Source organism: Pseudomonas sp. 7-41 (assembly GCF_021233075.1).
GTDB lineage: Bacteria > Pseudomonadota > Gammaproteobacteria > Pseudomonadales > Pseudomonadaceae > Aquipseudomonas > Aquipseudomonas veronii.
The window spans coordinates 3,842,511-3,864,725 of record NZ_CP089551.1 but is presented as its reverse complement, the minus strand read 5'-3'; the positions used below and the strand labels follow the sequence as shown (position 1 = coordinate 3,864,725).

Annotated in this window: 14 protein-coding genes; 1 reads left to right on the top strand and 13 read right to left on the bottom strand. The window is 63.1% G+C overall.

The features are described 5' to 3' along the window. Window positions 1-27 precede the first annotated feature (27 nt). The 11 genes from LQ249_RS17200 to LQ249_RS17150 form a co-directional block, all read right to left on the bottom strand. Complete coding sequence (locus LQ249_RS17200) at window positions 28-630, bottom strand: glutathione S-transferase (protein ID WP_108526572.1); 603 nt, start codon at window positions 628-630, stop codon at window positions 28-30. Next, a complete protein-coding gene (locus LQ249_RS17195) occupies window positions 627-4,265 on the bottom strand; it encodes an AAA family ATPase (protein WP_128191344.1) in 3,639 nt (1,212 codons plus the stop codon). Before LQ249_RS17195 ends, LQ249_RS17200 begins: the two co-directional genes overlap by 4 nt. Beyond that, the gene (locus LQ249_RS17190) at window positions 4,262-5,503 is read right to left on the bottom strand and encodes an exonuclease SbcCD subunit D C-terminal domain-containing protein (RefSeq protein ID WP_232565707.1); all 1,242 of its coding nucleotides are present in this window, start codon (window positions 5,501-5,503) and stop codon (window positions 4,262-4,264) included. The genes LQ249_RS17195 and LQ249_RS17190 overlap by 4 nt, the downstream gene beginning before the upstream one ends. 537 nt (window positions 5,504-6,040) lie before the next feature. Continuing rightward, a complete protein-coding gene (locus tag LQ249_RS17185) occupies window positions 6,041-7,681 on the bottom strand; it encodes a BatD family protein (RefSeq protein WP_046383655.1) in 1,641 nt (546 codons plus the stop codon). Then, window positions 7,678-9,417 carry a tetratricopeptide repeat protein gene (locus LQ249_RS17180; RefSeq protein WP_057004658.1) on the bottom strand — a complete coding sequence of 580 codons (1,740 nt, stop codon included), beginning with the start codon at window positions 9,415-9,417 and terminating at the stop codon, window positions 7,678-7,680. The genes LQ249_RS17185 and LQ249_RS17180 overlap by 4 nt, the downstream gene beginning before the upstream one ends. Then, window positions 9,414-10,502, bottom strand: a complete 1,089-nt coding sequence (locus LQ249_RS17175) for a vWA domain-containing protein (protein ID WP_057004657.1) — start codon at window positions 10,500-10,502, stop codon at window positions 9,414-9,416. Before LQ249_RS17175 ends, LQ249_RS17180 begins: the two co-directional genes overlap by 4 nt. Beyond that, window positions 10,495-10,989, bottom strand: a complete 495-nt coding sequence (locus LQ249_RS17170) for a DUF4381 domain-containing protein (RefSeq protein ID WP_108524252.1) — start codon at window positions 10,987-10,989, stop codon at window positions 10,495-10,497. The genes LQ249_RS17175 and LQ249_RS17170 overlap by 8 nt, the downstream gene beginning before the upstream one ends. Continuing rightward, entirely contained in the window at window positions 10,986-11,918 is a 933-nt protein-coding gene (locus tag LQ249_RS17165; RefSeq protein WP_108524251.1) for a DUF58 domain-containing protein, read from the bottom strand. Before LQ249_RS17165 ends, LQ249_RS17170 begins: the two co-directional genes overlap by 4 nt. Before the next feature lie 5 nt (window positions 11,919-11,923). Next, entirely contained in the window at window positions 11,924-12,883 is a 960-nt protein-coding gene (locus tag LQ249_RS17160) for an AAA family ATPase (RefSeq protein WP_003218556.1), read from the bottom strand. A gap of 148 nt (window positions 12,884-13,031) precedes the next feature. Next, complete coding sequence (locus LQ249_RS17155) at window positions 13,032-13,382, bottom strand: hypothetical protein (protein WP_057004655.1); 351 nt, start codon at window positions 13,380-13,382, stop codon at window positions 13,032-13,034. An 84-nt stretch (window positions 13,383-13,466) separates the two neighbouring features. After that, on the bottom strand, window positions 13,467-15,266 hold the full coding sequence (locus LQ249_RS17150) for a dermonecrotic toxin domain-containing protein (protein ID WP_232565706.1): 1,800 nt from the start codon (window positions 15,264-15,266) through the stop codon (window positions 13,467-13,469). 530 nt (window positions 15,267-15,796) lie between these two features. Between LQ249_RS17150 and LQ249_RS17145 the strand changes: the two genes are divergently transcribed. Further along, window positions 15,797-20,665 carry an NAD-glutamate dehydrogenase gene (locus LQ249_RS17145; RefSeq protein WP_057004653.1) on the top strand — a complete coding sequence of 1,623 codons (4,869 nt, stop codon included), beginning with the start codon at window positions 15,797-15,799 and terminating at the stop codon, window positions 20,663-20,665. Between the two features lie 128 nt (window positions 20,666-20,793). Here the strand turns inward: LQ249_RS17145 and LQ249_RS17140 are convergent, their stop codons facing one another. Then, window positions 20,794-21,489 (bottom strand): GntR family transcriptional regulator, encoded by a 696-nt coding sequence (locus LQ249_RS17140; protein WP_057004652.1) that lies wholly within the window; start codon window positions 21,487-21,489, stop codon window positions 20,794-20,796. A 16-nt stretch (window positions 21,490-21,505) separates the two neighbouring features. Continuing rightward, window positions 21,506-22,207 carry a FadR/GntR family transcriptional regulator gene (locus LQ249_RS17135; protein WP_017846479.1) on the bottom strand — a complete coding sequence of 234 codons (702 nt, stop codon included), beginning with the start codon at window positions 22,205-22,207 and terminating at the stop codon, window positions 21,506-21,508. Window positions 22,208-22,215 lie beyond the last annotated feature (8 nt).

The following is a 22,215-nucleotide window of genomic DNA, read 5'->3' as shown; positions in this document are numbered from 1 at the left end:
AGCCGGCGCGCCCGCTCCCACATCGATTCAGGCAGATTCAGGCTTGGCCATCACCGCGATAAACAGCGGCGAGTCCAGAAACCACTGCAACCACGCCTGCACCCGTCGATATGAGGTGCGCGCAAACCACTCCCGATCGACATGGGCAAACTGCCGCACAAACGGCGCCACAGCCATATCCGCAAGGCTTGGATGATCGGCGAGCAAATACGCACGGTCAGCCAGCAACGCCTCCAGCTTCTGCAAAAACACCTCACCGTCGGCCCGATACGCTTCCATCGGCCGCTCCGGGTAGCGCTCGGCATACTTGTAGCGATTCAAGTGATGTTTGAAGCCCAGGTCATTCTCGGCAATCAGCGCCTGCACCGCGGGATCACCCTGTAGCAACCAGTCTTGCGGATCGTTTTGCGCTAAGGCCCAGCGCATGATGTCTAGGCTTTCGTCGATCACCCGACCGTCGACGCTCAACACCGGCACCGTGCCTTTGGGCGACAGCGCGAGCATCTCGGCCGGCTTGGCCTTGAGGCTGACTTCGACAATCCGCACCGGCACGCCGCAATAGCGCAGGGCCAGGCGGGCGCGCATCGCGTAGGGGCAACGGCGAAACGAGTACAGCAGCGCCTCGCTCACTTCACCTCCACGGTGCTCAAACCATTGCCCTGACGCTTGACCTGGATCTGCACCGGAATGCGCTCGTGCATTTCCTGTACGTGGGAAATCACCGCCACCTTGCGGCCCTGGGCTTGCAGGCCGTCCAGCGCGTCCATGGCCAATTGCAGGGATTCCGGGTCGAGGCTGCCGAAACCTTCGTCGATAAACAGCGACTCGATCTTCAAGGTACTCGAGGCCATCGATGCCAGGCCCAGCGCTAGCGCCAGGGAGACGAGGAACGTCTCGCCGCCGGACAACGAATGCACTGAGCGCAGTTCGTCGCCCATTTCCGTGTCCATCACCAGCAGGCCGAGCATGCTGCCGCCGCGTTTGAGGCGGTAGCGGCGCACCAGTTGGCGCAGTTGCACGTTGGCGTGGTGTACCAGCAAATCGAGGTTGTAGGCCTGGGCGATCTTGCGGAAGGTGTCGCCGGTGGCCGAGCCGATCAGCGCGTTGAGGCGCGCCCAGCGTTGCCATTCTTCATAAGCCTTGGTGATCTGTTCGGCCAGGGCGTGGTTGGCGTCCTGGCGGCGCTGGTCTTCGGATTGCCGCGCGCGCAGTTCGGCGCAGTGTTTTTCGCCCTCGGCCAGTTGCTGGTTGAGCGTGGCCAGTTGGGCGTCCAACTGTTCGGCGTCGAGGTTGCCGTTGTGCAACGCCTGGTGCTCGGCCAGGCGTTGTTCGCGCTCTTGCAGCAGAACCCGGGCTTGCTCGACGGCTTTTTCGCTGTTGTGCAGTTGCTGGCGCAGTGCGCTGGCATGGGCCTCGTCCAAGGCCAGCAGGCGCTTGAGCCCGGCGTCGTCCAGGTCGGGGTGCAGGGCGCGCCACTCGCCCAAGCGTGTCGCGAGCGCGTGTTGTTCGGCGTGCAGCGTGTGCTGGCGGTCTTGCTGGGCCTTGAGGTCGGCGGCCAGTTGGATCAAGGCGTTGCGGATGTCCTGCAACTGTTGATTGGCGTCGGCTTCGCTTTGGCGAGACTGCGCCACGGCCTGTTCGAGTTGCTGTTGCCAGTCTTCGGCGCGTGGGTGTTCACCGAGCAGGCGGGTGAGTTTTTCCTGGGCCGCGTGTTGCTGGGCGGCCAGTTCGCTGACCTGCTGGCGCAATGCGTCGAGTTGCTGCTGGCGATGTTGCTGATGGGTGTGTTCTTTCTCGATCGCCTGCTGACGCGCTTGTTGCTCGGCCAGTTCATCGCGCTGATGGGCCAACTGTTCGAGGCGCTGACCGACCTGTTGGTCCAACTGCACGAAGGTCGCCGCCGGTTCGCTGCGCAGGCCCTCGAGTGTCTCGGTCGGCAACAGGCTGGCGAACGCCTGCAGTTCTTCGTCGAGGCGTTCGCGGTCGTTGGCCAGTTCGCGTTGCTGGTCGATCAGTAACTGGCGCGCCTGCTGGCTGGCGTCCTGGGCGGCTTGCAGCTGTTGCTGCAGGCGCCCGGCGTTTTGTTGCAGGTTGAGCAAGGCGCCTTGGCGTTGCTCGTCCTGGGTGATGTTTTGCGTCAGTTGACTGAGCTGCTGGGCCAGCCAGGCGCTGCGCCGGGCCGCCTCCTGATTGAACAGCGCAGCCGCCAGCGGGTGTGCGTCCAGGCTCGGCGCCAGGGCTTGCTGTTGGATTGCCAGTTGCTCCTGTTGCTGCAGGAATTCCTTTTGCTGGGCGATCAAACCGCCGACTTCACCGCGCAGCTCGGTGAGTTTTTCCTTGAGGCTGTCGACGGCTTTCTGCGCCATCGCCTCTTCGTTTTCGTCGTGGCGACCGAGGCTGTGCAGCAACGCTTCGGGTTGGTGATACGGATGCGCTTGGCTGCCGCACACCGGGCAGGGCTGGTCATCCTGCAATTGCCCGCGCAACTCCTCGACACTGGCACTGCGGGCCAGGCGCTGGCGCTCCAGCAGTTGCTTGGTCACCGTCAGGGTCTGTTCGGCGCGCGTGAGTTCGGCTTTGGTGTGCAGGCCGGTCTGGTTCAACTGATCGCGTTGTTGTTGCGCGTCCGCGAGTTTTTGCGTCAACACGCTGGCTTGCTGGTCCAGCTGTTGCTGGTTGTCCCACAGCCGGGTCAGGTCTTCGAAGGCGCGTTGCTGCTTGCGATTGTCTTGCAGCAGGCTGGCGAGTAACTGGATCTGCTCGGCGACGGCGTGAGGTTCGGCGCCGGCCTCCTGGTACAGCAGGTCGAGGGCATCGCGTTGTTGGGCGAACTTCTCGGCGGCGGCGGTGGCGCGCTGTTCAAGCTGCGGCAGTTCGGCCTGACCTTTGTTCAGGCGATTGCCGATCAGCATCAGTTGTTGCAGGCGGTCGCGGTAGGCGTTCCAGGCCTCGCTCAACGGCGCGAGGGCGGCGCTGCGTTCCAGGCCGGCGGCCAGGCGTTGCAGGCGCTCGGCGACGTGGGTGTGCTTTTCCTGCAAGCCCTTGAGCAAGGCCTGACCTTCGGCGCAGGCCGTTTCGTGCTGTTGCTGGTCCTCGTTGCGCTTGGCCAGTTCCTTGTTCAGGTGGGCGAGGGTGTTTTGTTCCTCGAAGGCCTGGCGCAGCAAAGGCCCGGCGTCGGCCTGAGCTTGCAGGGCCGCGGCCAGCGCTGTTTGGGCCGATGCCTGCTGTTGTAGGGCTTGCTCCTGGCGGCCATGCAGATCGGTTTGCTGCTCGATCTGCGCTTGAATGTGCGCGGCCAGCGGCGTGAGCAAGGTGTCGAGCTCAGCCTGGCGCGCGAAGTGATGGCGCTGCGGCGCCAACTGTTCCAGGCGGCTCAAGTCCTCGCGCTGCGGGCCTTGGCTGTCCCAGTGTTGCTGGGCTTGCTGCAACTGTTCGACGGCACTGAGCTTGCGCTCCTGCCATTCGCGCAGTTCCTTGAGCCAGGTGTGCTGCAGCTCCAGCTGCTTGAGCTGGGCTTGCTCGGTTTTGAACTGTTGCTGCGCGTGGGCCAATTGTTGGTCCAGCTCGGCGCGGGCTTGCTCGGCCAGGGGTTCCACGCCGGTGGCCTGGTCCTGCAGTTGTTTGTGGGCGTCCTTGGCGTCCTTGGCCTTGTCGAAGGCGCGACGGCCGAGTTGGGTGTAGAGCGCGGTGTCGGTGAGCTTTTCCAGCAGTTCGCTGCGCTCGTTGTCGTTGGCCTTGAGGAAGGCGCTGAACTCGCTCTGCGCCAGCAGCACCGCGCGGGTGAACTGTTCGAAGTTCAGGCCCAGGGCCAACTCCAGCTGGGTCTTGTATTCGGTTTTCTGGCTCGCCAGCAACTGGTCGCTGTCCAGGTCGATCAGGCTTTGCCGGCTGTTCTGCAACTTGCCGCTGGCTTTGTCGCGGGCGCGGTTGGCTTCCCAGCGCGCACGGTAGCGGCGGCCGTTGACGCCGACAAAGTCGACCTCGGCATACCCGCCGCCGGTGCCGCGTCGCAGCAACGTGCGCGGGTCGCCGATGGAAATATCGCTGTCGGCGTCGGGCATCTTGGCCTGGCCGGTATCGCCCAGGCGTGGCACGGCACCGAACAGCGCCAGGCACAGCGCGTCGAGCAGAGTACTTTTGCCGGCGCCGGTCGGCCCGGTAATCGCGAACAACCCGGCGCTGGCCAGGGGCTCGGCGGTAAAGTCGATCTCAAACGGGCCGGCCAGGGAGGCGAGGTTTTTCAGGCGGATGGCGAGGATCTTCATGGCTGTTCGCCGTCCTGTTGCACTTCCTGGAGCAGCACCGCGAAGTCCTTCAAGGTCTGTTCATCCACTTCACTGCCGTAGTTGTCCTGCCAGGCGCGGCTGAACAGCTCCTGGGGGGTGAGCTGGTCGAGTTCGATCAAGCGCTGGTTGTCGGTGTCGTCGCTGCCGCGTTTGCCGGCGTACTCGGCAGCGATACGCACCAGGCGCACGGCCTTGCCTTGCAGGGCGGTTTCAATTTGCTGGCGCAGGTCGGGTTGCGGCTCGTCGAGGCGCACGCGCACTTCCAGCCACGGCTGGCGTTGGGTTTCGGCGAGCAGGTCGATGTCCGGCAAGTCGCCGAGCTGCTTGAGGATATCGGCCAGTGGCGCGGCTTCCAGGCGTTGCAGGTTGACCGCGCGCGGGATCAGGCGCGGTTCGACGCTGAGCAGGGTTGCGCCGTCGAACGTCACGTCGAGAATCTGGTGTTGGTAGCCGATTTCGGAAAACGACAACGGAATCGGCGAACCGCTGTAGCGAATGCGTTCTTCGCCGTTGACCCGCTGCGGCTTGTGCAGATGGCCGAGGGCGACATAGCTGACGCTGGCGTCGAACAGGCTGGCGGGCAGCGCTTCGGCGTTGCCGATGATCAGGCTGCGCTCGGAGTCTTCCGACACCGAACCGCCGGCCATATGTGCATGGCTGATGGCAACCAGCGCCTGGCCGGGCTCGCGTTTGGCGTTGGCTGCGGCAATCAGCCACTCATGCACCTGGCCGATACCGCGCAGGTAATCGTCGCCCAGTTGCGCCCCGGTGACTTCCGCCGGGCGCAGGAACGGCAGCGCCAGGCACCAGGCGGCGATCTTGCCGTCGGCGCCGGGCAGCGGGATCAGCAAGCGCTCGGTATCCAGTTGCCTGTCATCGAGCCACAACACCCGGCCCAGGGCATGGGTGCGCAAACGGCGCATCAACGGCGCGGGCAGTTCGATGCGCGAGCCGGAGTCGTGGTTGCCGGCGATCATCACAATCGTGAGGTTGGGGGTTTGTTCGTGGGCGCTGATGATGAAATCGTACAGCCGCTCCTGGGCCTTGAGCGGCGGGTTGACCGTGTCGAAGATATCGCCGGCGATCAACAGCACGTCCGGCGCGTGCGCGCCGAGCTGACGCAGCAGCCACTCGAGGAAACAGGCGTGTTCGAAGTCGCGCTCCTGGCCATGCAGGTTTTGCCCAAGGTGCCAGTCGGAGGTGTGAAACAGACGCAAGGCGAGCTCCGTGGAGAAGATGAGAAGGGGGGGAGTTTACCTGTATTGCGCACACGCTGCTCCAGACGACGCAGATCCAGTGTGGGAGGTGGTTTGCCTGCGATGGTGGTGGTCCGCTTGAGCAGTGTTGTCTGGCCCATCGCTATCGGGGGCAAGCCCCCTCCCACAGGGGTATGCGGTGTGCGTTATGTCTTGGTGGGCAGGCAATCCAGGGCGCGGTCGGACAGGTTCGGGCTATGTCGACCAGACGACGCAGATCCAGTGTGGGAGGGGGACGCGTTATGTCTTGGCGGGCAGGCAATCCAGGGCGCGGAAGGACAGGGTTCGGGCTATGTAGATCAGACGACGCAGGTCCAGTGTGGGAGGGGGCTTGCCCCCGATGGCGGCGTGTCAGTCGACATCATAATTGACTGATACACCGCTATCGGGGTGGTGGTGGTGGTGGTGGTGGTGGTGGTGGTGGTGGTGGGTCCGCTTGCTCGGTGTTGACTGGCCCACCCCCCGTCCCGACTCTCGATTCGTGACGTATCAGGGGGGCTATTTGGGATACAACGGCGGCAAGCTGGTGGTGTCGGTCGTCGGGTCTTGCTCGCGTTCGGCCATTGGAATGGCTTTTACCGCACGCCACAGTTCTTCACCCAGCCAATAATGGCCGCTTTCGCTGTACAGCGCGCCGTTCAACCCATCCAGCGCGTCGGACAGCGGCACGAAGCGCGCCGCCATGTCGGCCAGGGTTTCCGGTTGTTGCCGGGCCCAGGCGTCGAGGGCCTGGCGCGTGGCCTGGGGGTCGTTGGCCTGGGTCGCGCGCTTGAGGTCGTCGAGCAGGGTGCGCGGGCTCGGGCCGGTTTGTGCCGCGCGTTGCACCGCCGGTTGGCGGCGTGCGCGCCACCACAGGCCGAAACCTAGCAACGTGGTGCAGGCAAGGAGCAGGGTGCTCAGTTGCCACAGCCACAGGCGGCTATCGTCGGGGGCGGTGATCACGGTCGGTGTCGCGGGCGTGTCCACCACCAGGCTCGGGTTATTCGCTACTTGCAGCGTGCGGGCGGGCAGGCGGGTGCGTTCGAGGTGGTCCTCATGGGTGTTCCACCACACCACTTCCACCGCCGGCAAGTCCAGCGCGCCGGCGCGGGTGGGCACCAGGGCTTCGCGGTCTTCTCGGCTGCCGATCAGGCCACGGTCGTTGTTCTGGTTGCCGACTACCGGCTGGTCCGGATAGCGGCGCAGGCCATTGATCTCGGTGCTCGGCAGTGCCGGCAGTTGTGCGCTGGAGAGTCCCTCGGCCTTGACCGTCAGGCTGCGGGTCAGGGAATCGCCGACCTGCACGTGGTCCGGCTCGGGGTTCCAGTTTTCGCTCAGGGTCAGGCTGCGTGCCGGCAGCCACGGCGCCTCGGCGGGGTACAGCTCGGGCTTGGGTTTGACCGTCAGCTCGAGGGGCGCGGAGCTGACGTGGATCAGCTTGCCCGGCTTGGTGCCCTGCAGCGTGTTCTCCTGCGGCGGGCGCGACTCCACCAGGGTCGCGCTGAAGGTCTGGGCGGCAATCGTCAGGCTGCCGCTGTGCTGCGGGTAGATCGCGTAGCGGGTTTCGATCACGCCGTGGCGAATGCTGTTGATGACCTTCTCGTAGGTGCGTGACTCGCCCAGTTGCTCGATGCGCGCATCGGGAATCTGCAGCGGTGTGAGGCTGCTGTCGTCGTACAGCGACACCGAGTGATACACGCGTACCGTCAACAGGGCCTGGGCCTGCACGTACACGGTGTTCTGGTCGAGGTTGGATTCGACGAACACCGGCGCGAGTTCGGCGTTGGTGTCCTGGCTGGTGGTTTCCAGCACTTGCAGGCTGATCGGCTGGGTCGTGTATTCGCCCACTTGCAGCGGCGGGATCACCACGGTGCCGTTTTGCTTGGGCAGCAGGGTAATGATCCAGCGCGTCGTGGCGTGGTTATCGCCGCCGAGGGTGGTGAGTTGGTTGATCTGGCGCGTGCCGCTGACTTCGAACTGCGCCTCCAGCGGCGACAGGTCGGGTTTGCCGAACTGCGTGACGTCGCCGGATTCCACCGTCAGCTCCACCGTTTCCCCGGAATTGAGGCGGCTGCGGTCGACGCTGGCGACCAGGTTCGCCGCCTGGGCGTGGCTTGCCGACAACGCGAGCAGAAGCAGAAGGGTGGTGCGGCGGCTCATCGAGTCTTGTCCTGATGCTGTTGCTGTTCGTACCAGAATTTGCGCCGCAGCAGTTCGCCGGGGTTGTCCGGGATCTCCTGCAGCCATTGTTCCAGGGCCTGGCGATGTTCGCCGTCCAGGCTGGCGCCGCTGGGGCGCAACGGCGGGGTGGTGGTTTGCTCGTCCTCCAGCTCGCTGCCCGGCACGTCATTGCCGCCCGCTTGTGGCGTGGCGCCGGCCTGGGTATCGGCGGTGCCGGCTTCACCCTGGTTTTGCGGCGATTGCTCGCCACCCGTGGCACTTTGCGCGCTGGCGCCCGGTTGCGCAGTTTGGCCGGGTTGGGTGGTTTCGTCATCTTCGTTTTTTGCGGGCGGGGCCGGCTCGGGCTGCGCCTGTTGTTGTATCAGGCTTTCCACCAGGGCCTTGTTTTTCAGGGCCGGCAGCAGATCGGGCTGGGCTTCCAGCGCCTGTTCGTAGGCATCGATGGCTGCTTCCAGCTCACCGGACCTGGCCAGTGCATTGCCGCGATTGTAGTGAGAGTAGGCGTCACTGCCCTCGGCAAAACGCTTGATGGCTTCGGCGTAGTTACCCGCTTCGTACAGCGCCACGCCTTGCCATTGCGGGTCTTGGAAGCGTTCGGCGGCTTCTGCGGGGCGTTTTTTCTTCAGCAGGTACTGGCCTTGCTGGTCGGGGCGCAGCCACAGGTCCTGGAGTTCGAAGGCATAACTGGGCTGCGGTGCGCCAAGCAGCAGCAACGGCAAGCAGAACAACCAGCCACGCCGCCCGGCGCACGCGGCCAGCAGCAACAACGGCAGCAGCAGCCAGTAACCCTGGTCGGCCCAGGTGTCGAGGTGCAGCAGTTGGCCGTCGTTGCGCAGGGCTTGCGGCGCGTCGAGCATGCCCAGTTGGCGCAGGTCCTTGTCGTCCAGGCGCGCGGCACGGTAGCGGCCGCCCATTTCGCTGGCGAAGGCTTTGAGCGTCGGGCTGTCGAGGCGCGGCACGAGGATGGCGCCTTGGTCGTCCTTGAGGAATTCGCCGCTCTCCAGGGTCACCGGCGTGCCTTCGCGGCTACCGATGCCGAGGATCGACAGGCTTGGCGCCTGGCCGCCTTGCAGCAGCAAGCGGATGCCCTGGCGTTCCTGCTTGGACAGCGATGAACCGATCAGCAGCAGACGCCCCTGGCCGAGGCCGCCTTGCTTGAGCAGGCCGAGGGCTTTCTCCACGGCCAGGTCGGCGCGGTGCCCGGGCTCGGGCATCAACGAGGGGCGTAGCGCTTCGAGCAGGTTGCGGCTGGTGGCCAGGTCGTCCGACAGCGGCACCAGGGTGTGGGCGCTGCCGGCATACACGACGATGGCGGTTTGTGCGTCGCTGCGCGCCTGCAGTAAGTCATACAGCTTGCGCCGTGCCTGCTCCAGGCGGCTGGGCGGGCTGTCGGTGGCGAGCATTTCCGGGGTCAGTTCGAGCAGCACCACCAAGGGGTCGGAAGGCTTCTGGCTGGTCTGTTCCACCCGTTGCCAACTGGGGCCGAGCAAGGCCAGTACTGCCAGCAGCCAGGCAATACCGAGGAGCACCCACGGCGATTTGCTTTCACGGCCATTGCCACCGCTGAGCAGCACGGCATGGAACGCCGGCGGCAGGATCATCTGCCAGCGCCCGGCGCGCTTTTGCCGGTGCCACAGCTGCCACAGCAACCAGCCGAGCAGCGGCAGCAGCAACAGCCACCAGGGACGGAACCAGTGCGGCCACAGGTCGATCATCGACGCCTCCGCAAACGCAGGCGTTTGAGGCGCTGGCGCCATTCTGGGTGCTGTTGCAGAAAATGCCCCTTGGTCGACAGTTTGTTGAACAGCCGTTGCAGCGCGTTGTTCGGCCAGCGCTCCTGCACCACCAGCAACAGGCTGAGGATCAGCGCCAATGCCAGGGGGCCGCTGTACAGCGCCTGGGCCGGGCGCGCCTGGGTCGGTTGCTGTTCGACCGGTTCGAGTTGGTCGAGGGTTTCCTTGACCGCTTGCAACTCTGCGCCATCGCGGGCACGGAAGTAGCGGCCGCCGGTGGCCTCGGCAATGGCCTTGAGCGCCGGTTCGTCGAGGTCCAGGCTCGGGTTGACGCCCAGCACGCCAAGGGAACCGGTTTGTTCCGGATCGGCGCCGATACCGATCGGGTAGATCTTCACGCCTTCTTCAGCGGCCAGGCGCGCGGCGGTCAGTGGGTCGATCCGGCCGCCGTTGTTGGCGCCGTCAGTCACCAGGATCAGCACGCGGCTTTGCGCCGGGCGCTGGCGCAGGCGTTTCAAGGCCAGGCCGATGGCGTCACCGATGGCGGTGTTCTTGCCAGCGATGCCGATGCGCGCTTCATCCAGCCAGGTGCGTACCGTGTGGCGGTCGAAGGTCAGCGGCGCTTGCAGGTAGGCTTGGCTGCCGAACAGGATCAGGCCGACGCGATCGCCTTCGCGCCCTTCAAGGAAGTCGCCGAGCAGGTGTTTGACCAAGGTCAGGCGGCTGACGTCATCGTCCTCCCACTGCATATCGGGAAAATCCATGGAGCCGGACACGTCCACCGCCACCAGCAAATCGCGGCCGCTGGCGGCAATCGGTAGCGGTTCGCCGAGCCATTCCGGGCGGGCGGCGGCGGTCAAGAGCAGCAGCCACAGCACGACGAAAGGCGCCTGTTGCCGCCAGCCGGGCAGGTTCGAGCGTGCCCGGCGGCCCGCCAGGCCTTCGAGGTCGCTGAGGTAGCTGACTTTCAGCGCGGGCTCGCCGCTGTCGGCCGCCGGCAGCACCAGGCGCATCAACCAGGGCAGCGGCAGCAGGGCGAAGATCCACGGCCAGGCGAACTCAAACATGTTTGCGAATCCAGGTGTCGACGGCCTGGGTCAGGCCGGCGATGGCTTTGTCGTCGAGTTTGCATTCGGGCTTATAGGCGCCTTCCACCAGCACCATCCAGCGTGTGAGGCCGGCGGCGGGGCAGCGGTTATCGAGAAACGCCAGCCATTTGCGGCCGTTGAGGGTGTGGCTCTGGCTGTAGGGGTAGTCGTTGCGGCACAGGCGCTTGAGCAGGCCGTTGAGTTGCTGCAGCCAGGCCCCGGCGGGCGCGCCGTCGTAGGGTTTGGGCATCAGCGCCAGTTCGGCCAGGGCGGCGATGCGCAGCGGGTCGAGCGGTTGTTCGGCGCGGGACACGGGACGCCGCGTGGGCAGGAAGCGGCGCAGCCACCACACGCCCCAGCCCAGCAGCGGGATCACCAGCAGCAACAGCCACCAGCCTGGCGCAGGCGGCCAGAAGCCGATCGCCGGTGGGGCGATCAGCGGTTGGAGTTGGTCGAGGCTGCTCATTGCTTTTTAGCCGGGCGTTGCGGGTTGAGGTATTCGCGCAGTTGCTCGACCATTTCGCTCTGGGTGCTCAAGGGCATCAGCAATACCCGCAGTTTCTGCGCGAGCAGTTCCCAGCGGGCGCTGCGCGCTTCGGCCTGGGCCTTGTAGGCCTGGCGCAAATCGAAGTTCAGCGTGTCCAGTTCCAGTTGCGCACCGCGTTCGGCAAAGCGCAGCAGCCCAGCGGCGGGCAGGGCGTGGTCGAGCGGGTCGGAGATCGGCAACAGCAGCAGGTCGCAATGGCGTGACAACAGGCTCAGCTGTTGTTCGGCGCCTTCGGTCAGTGCGCGCTCGTCGCAGATCACGATCACCAGGCTGCCGGGGCGCAGCACTTCACGGCCACGGCGCAGGGCCAGGCCCAGGGCGTCGGTTTCGGGGCCGCTTTCGGTGCTCAGGCTCTGGTTGACCCGCACCAGGCGGTTGAGCAGTTGCAGCAGGCTCTGTTTGCTGCGCCGCGGTTTGATTTCGTAGTGCTCGTTGTCGCCGAAGACCAGCCCGCCGACGCGGTCGTTATGCCCCAGCGCCGCCCAGCCGATCAGGCTGGCCGCCTGGGCCGCGAGCACCGACTTGAACATCTGCCCCGAACCGAAAAACAAGCGGCAGCTTTGCTCCACCATGATGAAAATCGGGCGTTCGCGCTCTTCGTGGAACAGCTTGGTGTGCGGTTCCTGGGTGCGCGCGGTCACGCGCCAGTCGATGGTGCGTACATCGTCGCCGGCCTGGTAGACGCGCACCTGGTCGAAGTCGACCCCGCGCCCGCGCAGCTTGGAGTGGTGCAGGCCGATCAGCGGGCTGCGCTGGCTTGGCGTGGAAAACAGCTGCACTTCGCGCACGCGGTGGCGCATCTCAATCAATTCGCTGAGCGTGACGCGCACTCCATCGCTGGCGTTCATCGATTTCAAGCGACGGCTACGACGTCGAGAATGCGTTGTACCACGCGGTCCTGGTCGATCCCGGCGGCTTCGGCTTCGAACGACAGAATGATGCGATGGCGCAGCACGTCGAACAGCACCGCCTGGATGTCTTCCGGGCTGACAAAGTCTCGCCCGGCCAGCCAGGCGTGGGCACGGGCGCAGCGGTCGAGGGCGATGGAGCCGCGGGGGCTGGCACCATAGGCGATCCACTCGGCCATTTCCGGGTCGAATTTGGCCGGGGTGCGTGTGGCCATGACCAGTTGCACCAGGTATTCCTCCACCGCATCGGCCATGTACAGGCCGAGAATTTCCTTGCGCGCGGCAAAGATCGCCTGCTGGCTGACGCGGCGTTCGGGCTTGGTTTCACCGTTGAGCGCCTCGCCACGGGCCTGCTGCAGGATGCGCCGCTCCACGGCCGCGTCCGGGAAACCGATCTTGACGTGCATCAGGAAACGGTCGAGCTGGGCTTCGGGCAGCGGGTAGGTGCCTTCCTGCTCGATGGGGTTTTGCGTGGCCATCACCAGAAACAGCGGCGACAGCTCGTAAGTACTGCGGCCCACACTGACCTGGCGCTCGGCCATGGCTTCGAGCAAGGCCGACTGCACCTTGGCCGGGGCGCGGTTGATTTCGTCCGCCAGCACCAGGTTGTGGAAGATCGGCCCCTGCTGGAACACGAAGCTGCCGGTTTCGGGGCGATAGATTTCAGTGCCGGTGATGTCGGCGGGCAACAGGTCGGGGGTGAACTGGATACGATGGAACTGCGCTTCGATGCCTTCGGCCAACTCCTTGATGGCCTTGGTCTTGGCCAGGCCCGGCGCGCCTTCCACCAGCATATGGCCGTCGGCAAGCAAGGCAATCAGCAGGCGCTCGATGAGTTTTTCCTGGCCGAGAATCTGCGTAGAAAGAAAGGTTCGCAGCGCAAGCAGCGCTTCACGATGTTCCATCGATGACGGTTCCTGGAGAGATGAGCCCGAGCGTCGAGAAAAAACGCCGGGCCTGGGGGGCTTACTTTAATGCATCGGGGGGGGCGGCGACTAACGGCGCGCGGGGTATTTTTCGCAAAACGTGTAGGAATTTTGTGTGGCAGTAGCCTCAGGCACGGATATAAGTGCCTGTGCCCCTGAGAATGTTCTGCAGGGTTTCTTCAACTTCAGCCAAATCCTCAGGGGCGGTGCTGTGCAGAATCTCCAGGTGATCCTTGCCGCCCAGCGCATCGGCATCGCCTGCCGCCAGCTCAATCAGCAACGTGCTGTCACTCAGCGTGACCTTCAGGCCCGCGAGGGTCGATGGTTCGTCGTCCCAGGTCAGCTCCACTTCGTCTTCATCCGGGTAACGGGCCAGTATGAACATCTCGCCCTTAGCGCTATGGCAGCAGAGCATGGCCATGTTGTCTTCTTCTTCGTCACATGGGTTGGCGATCAGGTCGGTAGTGATCAATTGCATGGCAGTCCTATGAGTTTATTGGCCGCAAAAGGGGGATTTTGCCACTGCTGCCATATTTATGTCGGTGTGAATTTCATCCGTGCGTCATGGTTTGAACACAACGTTTTTAATCGCGGTGCCGAAGGGGGCCGCTGCGTTGCCAAGCGCACTAGACGCGATGGGCGTCACGGAACGCCAGGCACCGTCGAGTATGCGCTCAGGTCCGCCAGGCCTGTTGTTGGCAGTGTCATCTATTCCGATACCCACCCGCCCCAGTCCCGCACCTAGTGAGAAGGCGGTCAGTAAATAACCTACGGGAGGAAATGCGATCCCGAGTGGCGCGAGTACCGTGGTACCCAGGCTCAGATACCCCAACGCTCGGATGACGGTGTTTTTTGTATGGTCTGTATTGAGCACGAATTGGTAGTACGCATCCGTGCGAGTGGCAGACTCGGTGCGTTTCTGAGTTTCCGTGAAGGGGTCGGCCACTCTCTTTCCGTCGAACATAGCGCCCTCTTCCCAAGCGTGGAGCCGTTCGTAGTAGGCATCGGCGCCTTGTTCTTTTGCCAGGGCCTGGTGGATCCGCAAGCGCTTTTGAATACCGCCATAAAACAGGGTGCTGGGTGCGTCCTCCATCAGAAAATGGCTCATAAATGAGTTTTCATTGTTGGGGTCGGCAGTGTGTGCGCCGAGCCACTTATTCATTGCTTCGGGGGAGTCGGACGAAATGATTTGAGGGGCGTTTCCCGGCATGAAGAGAAGTGTTCTCTGGGTTTTCTTGTCTCGAACATAAAATATGTCTGAGGACTGGGCGCCGCTGTAACTCAGGAATTTCGTTTCCAGGCCGGGGTCTGGCTGGTAGGGCTTGTTTAGGTCATCTGGTGTGAGTTGTGCGAATGATTTGCCGTGTGGCGTTCCGGCCGCCCGCTCAGCGAGTAGTAGGTCTTCCTTGCTCAGGGAGTGATTGTGATATTGCTCATTGGCGGCGTGTATGAAATTAAACTTTATACGTGTCGGATACTCTTTCCGGTTTGTGTCCCAATATTGATCAATGTACGTGTCGTAAGGCTTTTTATAGGCGTGGTCCCATGTCATTTTCATAAAATCGTCAGGTGAGAGGGAAACCTGGTTTTCAGCGCTGTACGAATTGGGCGACGAACTGGAGGGCTCGGTATAAATGCCGGTGTAATGCGTTGAAATCCTTCCTCTGTCAGGCGCGTTGAAGACGCCGGTGATACTGGGCTGGTCTTTGGAGTGCCTTGAGTCTTCATGTATATCGAAGCTGGGTTTGCCTTGTTTATAGGTTGAATATCTAAACGGCGGCACGCCTGACGGTAGTTCTTCTCCCTGGATGTTTCGCATGGCTGCATCGGTGAGCGAAATTTTTCTTACGATATATCCCTTGTGGGGGCGCTTGTGCGAAGTGTGGTCGTAAGCGATGGTCGTCAAGTAGGTTTTATCTGGATCAACGTCTAATCCAAATTGTTGTTTTATCTGAAACTTGACGTGCGCTGCCACAAGGTGGCTCGGGCCCATAACCGGGGGCGCAGTTTCCATTATGTGGTTTTCGAGCGCCGGGTTTCGAACGAAGGAACCTCGGTAGTCGGAGGAGGGGGTTCCATCAGGGTGCCCGTGAAATGCTCTTATTTCTTTGGCGTATGAAGGGGGCGCGTAATCCGGGAGATTATCGAGTTTCCATTGAGATGATTTGCCAGCGTTTTGCAGTTTCCACGTTTCGAACCGCTCTTCGTCACTGATCGGCTGTGGCCTGGGGGCCGCCTGGTTATATTTATCCCATTGCGCAGAATATACGCCGCTGTCGGCGAACGAAATCGGCGGATTGATGTTATCCGGTGACGAGGTGGGTTGCGAAATGATGGGCGAGGGGGCTGTTGGCGTAATCATGACAGGCCTGCATAGATGACAGTCGGTTAACCACGCTCCCTGTGTTTTTTTTTGATTGGCGGTTGGCGCAGGAAAAGTTCCCTGATGTTTGAGGTCCCTTGCTTGATGTGCCGTAGGTATGTGCCGACGGGCTTCGCGTGTGTTAGCTATCATTGGCTTGAAATCAGCGCCGGTGACCGGCTTTTTTGTCGTTCGGTGTGTGTGGTTGCCCTTTGTGCAACCCTTCATTGCCAGCCGATGACCGAATATGTCGCAGCGCCGCAAGCAGCTGTCTTCCTACACTCGTTAAGCTGCGCAACGGATGTGCTCACTGCTGGGAGCCTGACCTGCCCGTCACACCGTCGCCTGGCAAGGTGTACGTCCAATGGAAGTTGTATGTGACCTGATCGTCTTGTCCAGCTTCACCCACCTGTCACCCTGATTCGTTTATGGTGCTTGTATCGTTACCTGCGAACAGGGCTGACGGTCTCCCCGCAAGGGGATAACACGCGACGCTTCCATCAATAACAAGCCCAAGCGGAGTACCACAGATGGCGTTCTTCACCGCAGCCAGCAAGGCCGACTTCCAGCATCAACTGCAAGCGGCACTGGCGCAGCACATCAGTGAACAGGCACTGCCACAAGTGGCGCTGTTCGCTGAACAATTTTTCGGCATCATTTCCCTGGACGAACTGACCCAACGTCGCCTTTCCGACCTGGCCGGTTGCACCCTGTCTGCCTGGCGCCTGCTTGAGCGCTTCGACCACACCGAACCCCAGGTGCGGGTCTACAACCCCGATTACGAACGTCATGGCTGGCAGTCGACCCACACCGCGGTCGAAGTGCTGCACCATGACCTGCCATTTCTGGTGGACTCGGTGCGTACCGAGCTGAACCGCCGCGGCTACAGCATCCACACCCTGCAAACCACCGTGCTCAGCACGCGCCGTGGCAGCAAGGGCGAATTGCTGGAAATTCTGGCCAAGGGCACCCAGGGCGAAGGCATCCAGCAAGAATCGCTGATGTACCTGGAAATCGACCGCTGCGCCAACGCCGCCGAACTGAACGTGCTGAGCAAAGAGCTGGAGCAGGTACTGGGCGAAGTGCGCGTGGCCGTGGCCGATTTCGAGCCGATGAAAGCCAAGGTCCAGGAACTGCTGGTCGGTATCGACGCCAGCCGGTTCAGCATCGACGGCGAAGAACAAGCCGAGATCAAGAACTTCCTGGAATGGCTGGTGGGCAACCACTTCACCTTCCTCGGCTATGAAGAGTTCGTGGTACGTGACGAGGCGGACGGTGGTCATATCGAATATGACGCCAGCTCCTTCCTCGGTCTGACCAAGCTGCTGCGCGCCGGCCTTACCGCCGACGACCTGCGCATCGAAGACTACGCCGTGTCCTACCTGCGCGAGCCGACCGTGTTGTCGTTCGCCAAGGCCGCCCACCCGAGCCGCGTGCATCGTCCGGCTTATCCGGACTACGTGTCGATCCGCGAGATCGACGCCGACGGCAAGGTCATCAAGGAATGCCGCTTCATGGGCCTGTACACCTCGTCGGTGTACGGCGAAAGCGTGCGGGTGATTCCTTATATCCGCCGCAAGGTCGCGGAAATCGAACGCCGCTCGGGCTTCCAGGCCAAGGCGCACCTGGGCAAGGAACTGGCGCAGGTGGTCGAAGTACTGCCGCGTGACGACCTGTTCCAGACCCCGGTCGACGAGCTGTTCAGCACCGTGATGTCGATCGTGCAGATCCAGGAACGCAACAAGATCCGCGTGTTCCTGCGCAAAGACCCCTACGGGCGTTTCTGCTACTGCCTGGCCTACGTGCCGCGCGACATCTATTCCACCGAAGTGCGCCAGAAGATCCAGCAAGTGCTGATGGATCGCCTGAAAGCCTCGGACTGCGAATTCTGGACGTTCTTCTCCGAGTCCGTGCTGGCCCGTGTGCAACTGATTCTGCGGGTCGACCCGAAGAACCGCCTGGACATCGACCCACTGCAACTGGAAAAAGAAGTGGTGCAGGCCTGCCGCAGCTGGCAGGACGACTATTCCAGCCTGGTGGTCGAAAGCTTCGGCGAGGCCCACGGCACCAACGTGCTGGCGGACTTCCCGAAAGGTTTCCCGGCCGGCTACCGCGAGCGTTTTGCTGCGCATTCGGCGGTGGTCGACATGCAGCACTTGCTCAGCCTCACCGAAGCCAACCCGTTGGTGATGAGCTTCTATCAGCCGCTGGGCCAGGTGTCCGGCCAGCGTGAGCTGCATTGCAAGCTCTACCATGCCGACACCCCGCTGGCGCTGTCCGACGTATTGCCGATCCTGGAAAACCTCGGCCTGCGCGTGCTGGGTGAATTCCCGTACCGCCTGCGTCATGCCAATGGCCGTGAGTTCTGGATCCATGATTTCGCGTTCATTGCCGCCGAAGGCGTGAACCTGGATATCCAGCAGCTCAACGACACCCTGCAGGACGCGTTCGTGCATATCGTCCACGGCGATGCCGAGAACGATGCGTTCAACCGCCTGGTACTCACCGCTGGCCTGCCGTGGCGCGACGTGGCGCTGCTGCGTGCCTACGCGCGTTACATGAAACAGATCCGCCTGGGCTTCGACCTGGGTTACATCGCCAGCACCCTGAACAACCACACCGACATCGCCCGCGAGTTGACCCGGTTGTTCAAGACGCGCTTCTACCTGGCGCGCAAGCTCACCGCCGACGACCTGGAAGACAAGCAGCAACGCCTGGAACAAGCGATCCTCAGCGCCCTGGACGAGGTTCAGGTGCTCAACGAAGACCGCATCCTGCGTCGCTACCTCGACCTGATCAAGGCCACCCTGCGCACCAACTTCTACCAGACCGACGCCAACGGCCAGAACAAGGCGTACTTCAGCTTCAAGTTCGACCCGCGGGCCATTCCCGAGCTGCCCAAGCCGGTGCCGAAGTTTGAAATCTTCGTCTACTCGCCACGGGTCGAGGGTGTCCACCTGCGCTTCGGTAATGTCGCGCGCGGCGGCCTGCGCTGGTCCGACCGTGAAGAAGACTTCCGCACTGAAGTGCTCGGCCTGGTAAAAGCCCAGCAAGTGAAGAACTCGGTGATCGTGCCGGTGGGCGCCAAGGGCGGCTTCCTGCCGCGCCGTTTGCCACTGGGCGGCAGCCGCGACGAGATCGCGGCCGAGGGCATCGCCTGCTACCGCATCTTCATTTCCGGCCTGTTGGACATCACCGACAACCTCAAGGACGGCGCCCTGGTGCCGCCGGTCAATGTCGTGCGGCATGACGGCGATGACCCGTACCTGGTGGTCGCGGCGGACAAGGGCACTGCGACCTTCTCCGACATCGCCAACGGCATTGCCATCGACTACGGCTTCTGGCTCGGCGATGCATTCGCCTCCGGCGGTTCGGCCGGTTACGACCACAAGAAAATGGGCATCACCGCCAAGGGCGCGTGGGTCGGTGTGCAGCGTCACTTCCGTGAGCGCGGCATCAACGTGCAGGAAGACAGCATCACCGTGGTCGGCGTCGGCGACATGGCCGGCGACGTGTTCGGTAACGGCCTGTTGATGTCCGACAAGCTGCAACTGGTCGCGGCCTTCAACCACCTGCATATCTTCATCGACCCGAACCCGAACCCGGCGACCAGCTTCGTCGAGCGTCAGCGCATGTTCGAGCTGCCGCGTTCGGCGTGGAGCGACTACGACACCAGCATCATGTCCGAAGGCGGCGGTATCTTCTCGCGCAGCGCGAAGAGCATTGCCATCTCGGCGCAGATGAAAGAACGCTTCGACATCCAGGCCGACAAACTGACCCCGACCGAACTGCTGAACGCCTTGCTCAAGGCGCCGGTGGACCTGTTGTGGAACGGCGGTATCGGCACTTACGTCAAGGCCAGCACCGAAAGCCATGCCGATGTGGGCGACAAGGCCAACGACGCGTTGCGCGTCAACGGCAACGAGCTGCGCTGCAAGGTGGTGGGCGAGGGCGGTAACCTCGGCATGACCCAACTGGGGCGTGTGGAATTCGGCCTCAATGGCGGCGGTTCGAACACCGACTTCATCGACAACGCCGGCGGCGTGGACTGCTCCGACCACGAAGTGAACATCAAGATCCTGCTCAACGAAGTGGTGCAGGCCGGCGACATGACCGACAAGCAACGCAACCAGTTGCTGGCGAGCATGACCGACGAAGTCGGCAGCCTGGTGTTGGGCAACAATTACAAGCAGACCCAGGCCCTGTCCCTGGCCGCACGCCGTGCCTACGAGCGTGCCGCCGAGTACAAGCGCCTGATGAGCGACCTGGAAAGCCGTGGCAAGCTGGACCGCGCCATCGAGTACCTGCCGACCGAGGAGCAGCTCACCGAACGCGCCGCCACCGGCAAGGGCCTGACCCGTCCGGAGCTGTCGGTGCTGATCTCGTACAGCAAGATCGACCTCAAGGAAGCCCTGCTCAAGTCGCAGGTGCCGGATGACGAGTACCTGACCCGTGACATGGAGACCGCGTTCCCACCGAGCCTGGTGGCCAAGTTCGGCGAGGCGATGCGTCGCCACCGTCTGAAGCGCGAGATCGTCAGCACCCAGATCGCCAACGACCTGGTCAACCACATGGGCATCACCTTCGTGCAGCGGCTCAAAGAGTCGACCGGCATGAGCCCGGCCAACGTGGCGGGCGCCTATGTGATCGTGCGCGACATTTTCCATCTCCCGCACTGGTTCCGTCAGATCGAAGCCCTGGACCACCAGGTCTCCGCCGACGTGCAACTGGAGCTGATGGACGAGCTGATGCGCCTGGGCCGTCGTGCCACGCGCTGGTTCCTGCGCAGCCGTCGCAACGAGCAGGATGCCGGGCGTGACACCGCGCACTTCGGTCCGCACCTGGCCGCACTGGGTCTCAAACTCGACGAACTGCTCGAAGGCCCGACCCGTGAAGGCTGGCAGACCCGTTACCAGGCCTACACCGAAGCCGGCGTACCGGAGTTGTTGGCACGCATGGTTGCAGGCACGACGCACCTGTACACCTTGCTGCCGATCATCGAAGCCGCCGACGTGACCGGGCATGACGCCGCCGAAGTGGCCAAGGCCTACTTCGCCGTCGGCAGCGCCCTGGACTTGCCATGGTACCTGCAGCAGATCAGCGATCTGCCGGTCGCCAACAACTGGCAGGCCCAGGCCCGCGAAGCCTTCCGCGACGACGTGGACTGGCAGCAACGGGCGATCACCATTTCCGTACTGCAAATGGCCGAAGCGCCACAAGACATGGAAGCCCGCGTGGCCCTGTGGCTTGAGCAGCACCAGGACATGGCCGATCGCTGGCGCGCAATGATGGTGGAAATCCGTGCCGCGGTCGGCACGGACTACGCCATGTACGCGGTGGCCAACCGTGAGTTGCTGGACCTGGCGTTGAGCGGTCAGTCGGTGCTGGCATCGGTTTGATCGAGCGGTAAACAACTGTGGGAGGGGGCTTGCTCCCGATAGCGATGGATCAGTCAACACCGGTATGACTGATCCACCACTATCGGGGGCAAGCCCCCTTTTTCATTGTGAGCGCCATCGACTTGGGATCAGTGGTGCTTGAGTAGTCGGGTCTCCAGGTGATCCAGGTGCCGGGTCATCAAGTTCACCGCAATGCCAGAGGCCCGTTGCTCGATGGCATCGACAATCGCCACATGCTCCTGCCACGCACAATAGCTGCTGGCTTGCGCCTCGTACTGGGCAATGATCAGCGACGTCAACGGCACCAGGCTGTTGAGAAACTGTGCCAACGGCGCATTCCCCGCCATCGCCGCCAATTGCAGATGAAACTCCCCCGACAAGCGAATCGCCGGCCCACGCTGGTCGCGTTCAATACAATCACGCTCGCGGGCAATCAGCTCGCGCAACTGTCGGATCTGCATCGGTGTGGCCTGGGCGCAGGCCAGTTGTACCACCGCGACCTCCGTCAACCGCCGCGCTTCCAGAATCTGCCGCGTCTGCTGGGCATCCGGTGCGGCTACCTGGGCGCGCTGGTTGGGGCGCAGGATGATCACGTGCTGGTGCGACAACTTGGCCAACACCCGGCGAATCACGCTGCGGCTCACTCCGAAGGTTTGGCCCAGGCTTTCCTCGGTCAACCGGGTGGACGGGGCGATGCGCTGTTCGAGAATGGCGTCGAACAGCCGTGGGTAGATGTCATTCACCGAGGGCTTTTTACCGGCCACCAGGCACATGGCGGGCAGGCCGGTGATGGGCAGGTCGCGTGGCAAGGCGTGGGCGGTCATGGCCGGTCTCCAAAAATCAACTGCCCAGATGGTCGTCCGGGATGGTCAAGCGAATGCCCATGCGCAGGCCTTCCTGGAGGATGTGCTTGCGCATTTCGGCGCTGGCCAGGGCGCTGTTCTTGTTGCGGATGGCGCGCACCACGGCATCGTTTTCCTGCAGGCGTTCCGCCAGGTGTTCCGGGGAGTTGCGCAGCACCTGTGCGCTCTGCTTGAGAGCGTTGCTGGTTTGTTGCACCACGTTCTGGAAGATCGGGTTGGAGGTGAGGGCGAACAGTTCTTCGTGGAAGGCAATGTAGGCATTCATCCCGGCTTCGGCGTCGCCAGCGTCGAGGGCTTCGCGCATGTCCATCAGGGTCAGGCGCAGTTGGCCAACCTCTTTGCTGCTGATGGATTGGGCCACCAGGCCGACAATAAACGGTTCGAGGGTGTAGCGCAGTTGCAGGATATCTTCGAGGCTGGCGTCGGCCACGGCGTCGCTCGATTGCGCCTCGTTGACGTGGGTTTCGAGCACCACCACGCCTTTGCCGGGCATCGAGCGCACCAGGCCGAGGGTTTCCAGCACGATCACGGCTTCACGCAGGCTGGGGCGGCTGATGCCCAGCTGTTCGGCCAGTTCACGCTGACCGGGCAGCATTTCACCGCGCCGCCACTGGCCCCGCGCCAGGGAGGCGCGGAGTTTTTCTACGACTGAATTGACGACGGTTGAGGGGGTGACCACGTCGATTG

Bases quoted from the DNA above. Each gene is read 5' to 3' on its own strand.
- LQ249_RS17140 (WP_057004652.1), bottom strand. From the start codon at position 21,489: ATGACCGCCCACGCCTTGCCACGCGACCTGCCCATCACCGGCCTGCCC.
- LQ249_RS17195 (WP_128191344.1), bottom strand. From the start codon at position 4,265: ATGAAGATCCTCGCCATCCGCCTGAAAAACCTCGCCTCCCTGGCCGGC.
- LQ249_RS17145 (WP_057004653.1), top strand. From the start codon at position 15,797: ATGGCGTTCTTCACCGCAGCCAGCAAGGCCGACTTCCAGCATCAACTG.
- LQ249_RS17175 (WP_057004657.1), bottom strand. From the start codon at position 10,502: ATGTTTGAGTTCGCCTGGCCGTGGATCTTCGCCCTGCTGCCGCTGCCC.
- LQ249_RS17185 (WP_046383655.1), bottom strand. From the start codon at position 7,681: ATGAGCCGCCGCACCACCCTTCTGCTTCTGCTCGCGTTGTCGGCAAGC.
- LQ249_RS17165 (WP_108524251.1), bottom strand. From the start codon at position 11,918: ATGAACGCCAGCGATGGAGTGCGCGTCACGCTCAGCGAATTGATTGAG.
- LQ249_RS17180 (WP_057004658.1), bottom strand. From the start codon at position 9,417: ATGATCGACCTGTGGCCGCACTGGTTCCGTCCCTGGTGGCTGTTGCTG.
- LQ249_RS17155 (WP_057004655.1), bottom strand. From the start codon at position 13,382: ATGCAATTGATCACTACCGACCTGATCGCCAACCCATGTGACGAAGAA.
- LQ249_RS17150 (WP_232565706.1), bottom strand. From the start codon at position 15,266: ATGATTACGCCAACAGCCCCCTCGCCCATCATTTCGCAACCCACCTCG.
- LQ249_RS17170 (WP_108524252.1), bottom strand. From the start codon at position 10,989: ATGAGCAGCCTCGACCAACTCCAACCGCTGATCGCCCCACCGGCGATC.
- LQ249_RS17160 (WP_003218556.1), bottom strand. From the start codon at position 12,883: ATGGAACATCGTGAAGCGCTGCTTGCGCTGCGAACCTTTCTTTCTACG.